The 5,361-nt window shown below is 62.1% G+C and carries 4 protein-coding genes; all 4 read left to right on the top strand.

The window, feature by feature from the left end; genetic code table 11:
* The first annotated feature begins 270 nt into the window (after positions 1-270).
* The 4 genes from gmtY to M0D64_RS44480 all read left to right on the top strand — a co-directional run bounded on the left by gmtY (position 271) and on the right by M0D64_RS44480 (position 5,162).
* Entirely contained in the window at positions 271-1,671 is a 1,401-nt protein-coding gene (gene gmtY, locus M0D64_RS44495) for a gamma-mobile-trio recombinase GmtY (protein ID WP_266262266.1), read from the top strand.
* Positions 1,672-1,680: 9 nt separating this feature from the next.
* Positions 1,681-4,266, top strand: coding sequence for a VPA1269 family protein (locus M0D64_RS44490; RefSeq protein ID WP_266262265.1), 2,586 nt, complete (start codon positions 1,681-1,683; stop codon positions 4,264-4,266).
* Complete coding sequence (gene gmtX, locus M0D64_RS44485; RefSeq protein WP_266262264.1) at positions 4,263-4,922, top strand: gamma-mobile-trio protein GmtX; 660 nt, start codon at positions 4,263-4,265, stop codon at positions 4,920-4,922. The genes M0D64_RS44490 and gmtX overlap by 4 nt, the downstream gene beginning before the upstream one ends.
* 27 nt (positions 4,923-4,949) lie before the next feature.
* Complete coding sequence (locus tag M0D64_RS44480; protein ID WP_266262263.1) at positions 4,950-5,162, top strand: hypothetical protein; 213 nt, start codon at positions 4,950-4,952, stop codon at positions 5,160-5,162.
* The last annotated feature ends 199 nt before the right edge of the window (positions 5,163-5,361 follow it).

The following is a 5,361-nucleotide window of genomic DNA, read 5'->3' as shown; positions in this document are numbered from 1 at the left end:
TTATTCCCCCCAGCAAGGAATACATAGTTCTGTAACGCTGAGCGGAATTCACTTCGAACACCCCTCTTGAAGGGGTGTTTTTTTGCCTTTCAGATGTTGAAGCTATACCGTGCGATGGCATCGTATGTATAATCCGCGCCTTTTTATGTATGGCGAGAATAGCTTGCGCAGAGTTGGAGATGTAGTCGTGATCCCGCGTGTCGTCGAGGCTCCACCGCGTGGCCCGTCCCGCGATGTCGCTTTGTTCAATCCGCTGACCGACCGCTTCACATGTTTGTGACGGTCAAGGCGCGCATACATACCGATTGGACAGGCGTGTACGCGGAACTTCCGGTGGTATTGACGCCAGCGGGTATCTTGGAGCCGCTGCTCGACTACTACCTCTTTCGTAGTCACGACCGCAGCTTGGCATGGATGACCAAGGTAACCCGGTCCGTCCGGATGTTTCTTGAATACCTACAGTCCAATCCGGCGGAGCGCGATACTCATCGTCTGTTCCAGAACTTCGCCCAGAGGCTCTACACCGGCACGTTTGATCGGGCCACCGGCCTTGACCCCAGTGGCTTGTGCTGGGCGCCACGTTCACCGCGAGATGCGTCGCACATCATCACGCATCTCTCCGACTTTTTTGATTGGCTTGGGGAAGTGCGCCCTGAGACTGCCGCAGTGAATCCCCGCTATGCAGGCGGGGCTTTCGACCGGCAAACCGATGAGGCTGCATACCAGTACCGACGCAGCAAGGCGTTCCTTGGGCATATATGGGCGGCGAACTCGTCCTCCGCCCAGGCTGCATATCGCGTGCGAAGCCGACGCGCTCCGAATGTCGAAAAAGGCGATCCGCCGGCCTTCCCTGAGGAGCGCTTTGAGGAATTACTGCTGAAGGGTTTCTGCGCGGGTGGTCGTTATGACTATCGAAGCATGCTCATCACATTGCTGTTACACGGGGCGGGGTTTCGCGAATCCGAGCCTTTCCATCTCTTCATCCCCGACGTGTTTCCAGATCCAGCCAATCTGAAGCAGGCCAAGGTCCTGATTCACCATCCAAGCTACGGCTCCGCGCCTGCCGATTGGCGCGACAAACTTGGACGCCCGCGTAGAGGCAGCAGGGCGGAGTATCTCGCCCACCAGTTTGGCCTGGTGCCACGTACCGATCTGATGGATCGGCGGCACGCCGGCTGGAAGGGCGGCACCCATGACGCCGCGTACTACAAGCAAGCGTACTGGTTTCTGCCCGAGTATGGCGAGTGGTTCCTGCAACTCTGGCACCGCTATCTCGAGCAGGTCGCACGCGTCGAGCGTGGCCACCCCTTCGCCTTCATCAACCTGAACCGCGAGCCCGTCGGCGCCATGTACACGCTCACCCAGTACAACAAGGCCCATGCCGCAGCGTGCGAGCGCATCGGGCTCACGGTGAGCAAGGCGCTGGGCACAACGCCACACGGACACCGTCACGCCTACGGCCGGCGCCTTCGCAACGCTGGCATCGACAAGACGCTCATCCGCCGCTTCATGCATCACGCCTCGCTGGAGAGCCAGGAGGTCTATACGCAGGCGAATACCCGAGAGGCACTGGCTGCGCTGGAGGCGGCCGCGCAGCGATTGCGGGACAGGCACACCGGGACACCGTCCGCGTCCGGCCTGTTGCTGCCTGGCATCGAACTCAACGACTGAGGAACCCTTATGGCCGAAAAGAAGAAAGCGTATGCGCCCAAGGCACCTGCCACTCAAGCTCGCAACGGGAAAGGAGTGAGCCGCGACACGGATACCAACTTAGGCTGGGTCGAGCGCGACTATCCGCAGCTCTCGGCCTGGCGCGCGCTAGCAGTGGAATGGTTGAAGGGAGAGACAACGAACGTGGGTGACAAACTGCTCGGGTTGGTGGCGTTCGTGGAGCGCTACCTAATCCAGCAGGGGCTACCGCTCGACCCGGCATCTTTCCTGGCGTGCACCACCGTCCTGCCTGAGTTCTACCGGACAGCCTGCCCCGATTCCCTGAAAGGTATCAAGTACAACAACTACATCCACGCCTTCCTGCACTTCGTGCTGCTGCGCGAGTTCAGCGAAATCGACGACCACGGCCGGCCGGTGGTCTCGCCGGCGTTTCGCAACCCCGTTTCCCGGATGTCCAATGGCGGTCTGCCGAAGCGCGACGAGAGCGTGCATTCGCCGCTGCCCTATGGTTACATCGACGAACTGCGGCAGATGCTCGCGGCGGGACCGCACTTCCGGGACTGGCAGTGGGCGCAGGCCGCCTTGGGCGTGGAAATCGGCCAGCGTGGGCGCGGTGCACCCGACTGGTTCGAAGTGGCCAAGGCACAGATAGACCGGAACGACCCGGACTGCGTGTGGCGCGAGCGGCCCCTCAAGAACGGAACTCGCTTGGAGATGTGGAGCCCGGTGCGGTGGGTTGCCCTGCTCGTGAAGCTCATCCTGCCGCTGCGCACCTTCCAGGTCCGCATGCTTGATTCGGGTGAAGCCGATACCTGGCGCTACGCGGCGGGCAACTGGTCATTGAATCCGAGCCGGCTCGCTCAGGGCAGTGAACGCCAGCCGCTGCAACAGGGCGTGTTTCGCCGCAATGACCCGCTCGCCGACGTCGGGGCGGTCTCGACAGTGCTCTACATCAACACCAACAAGACCGCCGACATCACCAAGTCCGGTTCCGAGAAGGGCTACGTGCTGCCGTGGTCCTTTGGCGGGCCGGTGCATCAGGATGTCTTCTACTGGCTGGAGAAGCTGCGCAACTGGCAGGCGAAGTACAACCCCGTCTCGCGGCGGACGTCCTGGACGGAACTCGATGGTCGTCACATGAAGGCAAAGAGCGAGGTGCAACTGGCGGGCTACCCGGATACCTGCTTCCTCTTCAGGATACCGGAGGCGGGAGACGGCGAACGTCATCGGCCTATCCGGAACAGGGGGCTGGACAGCTGCTGGTTCTCGCTGCTGGAAGCACTGGAACTGCGGCTGGCCGACCGAGGTGAAACCCATCACAACGGAGCGGCGATACGTTTCCTCCCGCCGCCGGAAGAACAGAACAATGGACTGACGACCCTCTTCCCCCTGCACAGCCTGCGCGTATCCCTCATCACCGCGCTGGCGCTCGAAGGCCAGGTGCCGTTCCCTATCCTGCAGAAACTCGTCGGCCACAGCCGCCTGCTGATGACCCTCTACTACACCAAGCCCGGCGCGACGCACATCCGCGACGTGCTGCTCGGTGCAGCGGAGCGGCTGGAAATGAACAAAGAGGCGAGCATCCAAAACTTCCTGCTCGACACCGAGCACGACGAGTTGCTGCAAAAGGCCATCTGTAACAGCGTGCCCATCCTCGCCGCCGCCGTCCCGCAGCATCCGGCCGCGCGCAACCCGGCGGGCTGGATGCCCATGCACCACGGCCTGTGTCTCGTCGGCGGCAACACCAGCGAGGTCGAGGATAACAGTGTTGTGGGTGGCTGCTACAACGGCGGCTCGAACATTGGCTCACTCTCGGCTCCCAAGTATGGACCTGTTCCGGGCGGCAGCCGCAACTGCGTGCGCTGCCGCTGGTTCGTGACCGAGCCGCACCACCTACCGGCGCTCGTTGCCCAGTTCAACACGCTCGCCTATCACTTCGACGAGGCGCGCAACGCCTGTCTCGCGCACGAGAACACGCTGCAAGACCTAAAGAGGCAAAAGGCGGACGCCGAGGATGCTGGCCAGCCATTCTCCAGGCTCGACGCCTGCCGGCAGGCTGAGCGGGTGTGGGAGAGCGCCATAAAGCGCTTCAGCGACCTCGCCGAAGACCTGGTGGCCTGCTGGCGTCTCATCGAACGCTGCAAGGCGGCGCTCGACGCGCCGCAAGGCTCCGGCACGGAGTTGGTGGCCGCCGGCACGGGGGGCGACGTACAGGTCGCCTTCGAGGAAACGGAGTCGGAGCTGCTGCAACTTGCGGGCGTCTGCGAAAACGTCGAGGTCTACCCCGACCTCGAACCGGGAAAGGCGGTGTTCCGCCGTAGCCAGTTGCTCGACGCGGTGCTCTACCGCGACGACCTGCCGCCCGTGTTCATGCTGTTGAGTGAACAGGAGCAACTGCTCGCCGGCAACGCCTTCCTGCGCCGCCTTGCCCAGCAGATGAACCCGGAGAATCCCGCGTTGGGCCAGCGCCAAGTCATTCGCCTGATGGATGCAGGCTTGAGCCTCAGCCAGCACTTCGACCTAGACCTCACCTCACTTCTGCCTCCTGCCANCCACCCCGCTGGACGTCAGGTCCTCTCAGGAGATGAAGCATGAATGGTGCGACCGACATCCACCCGGACGCGGTGCTGGAGTCGCTGCTCGCCAAGGGCGGGCGCTCAAACCGGCGCACAAATCTGGCAAAGATGCACGATCTCTGCCGCAGGCAGCACGAGACGGGCTCGCGCGACTTCTCTCTGCCGGCCGTCGGGCGCCTGGCAGAAGCCGAAGGCATCATGAAGGGGCGTGCCCTCTACAACGCCCAGTCGACGGACTACAAGGCACTGATTGAAGCCTGGGCCGCCTACGTCGGGCCACCCGAGCCCAAGCCGCCGAAGACGCTCGCGAGCCACGAATACCTGATGCGCATCGAGGACCCGGCGATCCGCTCCATCATGCAGGCCATCATTGCTGAGCGCGACAAGCTCAAGGCGCAGCTCAACGTGCTGAAGGCCAACACCCAGGTGACTGTGGACCGGCGCCCGCTGGGCGCGACGATCACAGCCGCGCCCGGAGCGCCGCCGGTGACCGTACTTGCCATGGCCGCGCAGCTCACGCCTTCCGAGCGCGAAGCCTTGTGGAAAGCGGTGTCAGCCGATTACCTCGAGGAACGGGGACTGCGGGAAGGCAGCCACGGCGAAATCGTCAACGCGCGCGGCCGGACAGTGTTTGAGGTGGGGTTCGCGCGGGCGATTCGAAAAGTGCTTGCGTAGGCAAAGCAAAAATTAAAGGGGAACAACATGAGTGTGGCTTATTACCTTGCCTGCATTGAATCTAGGCAGTATGTGTGGGTCGGGGCACTAGGTTCGAACTGCCAAGCAATGCCGGAAGGGCAAGCCGGCGCGATATCGCGATTTGCGCTGGCCCATCGTGGCAAGCCGCTGGTTGTGGTGAGTGATACCCATCCTATCCTTGATGATGGCAAGGAGTGGGAGGCGTCGCTTGGGGAATAACAGGCTCAAAGGGAACGCCACCAAACCCCCTGACGTACGAATTACGCAATAGGAAAAGCGCCAGCGTAATGGCTGGCGCTTGGAAGTTTCGGTGTATTACGATGTATTTATACATCGCAAGGCGTTGATGCTTAAAACACCGCCCTTACTGAATCCCCGGCCACTTGCTCGCGAACTATGTACCGTTAAGGTATAAGAC

Origin of the sequence: Paraburkholderia sp. WS6, from assembly GCF_030464835.1 — a bacterium.
Classification (GTDB): domain Bacteria; phylum Pseudomonadota; class Gammaproteobacteria; order Burkholderiales; family Burkholderiaceae; genus Paraburkholderia; species Paraburkholderia madseniana.
The sequence above is the reverse complement of the archived record's forward strand: the minus strand, read 5'-3'. Positions and strand labels throughout refer to the sequence as shown.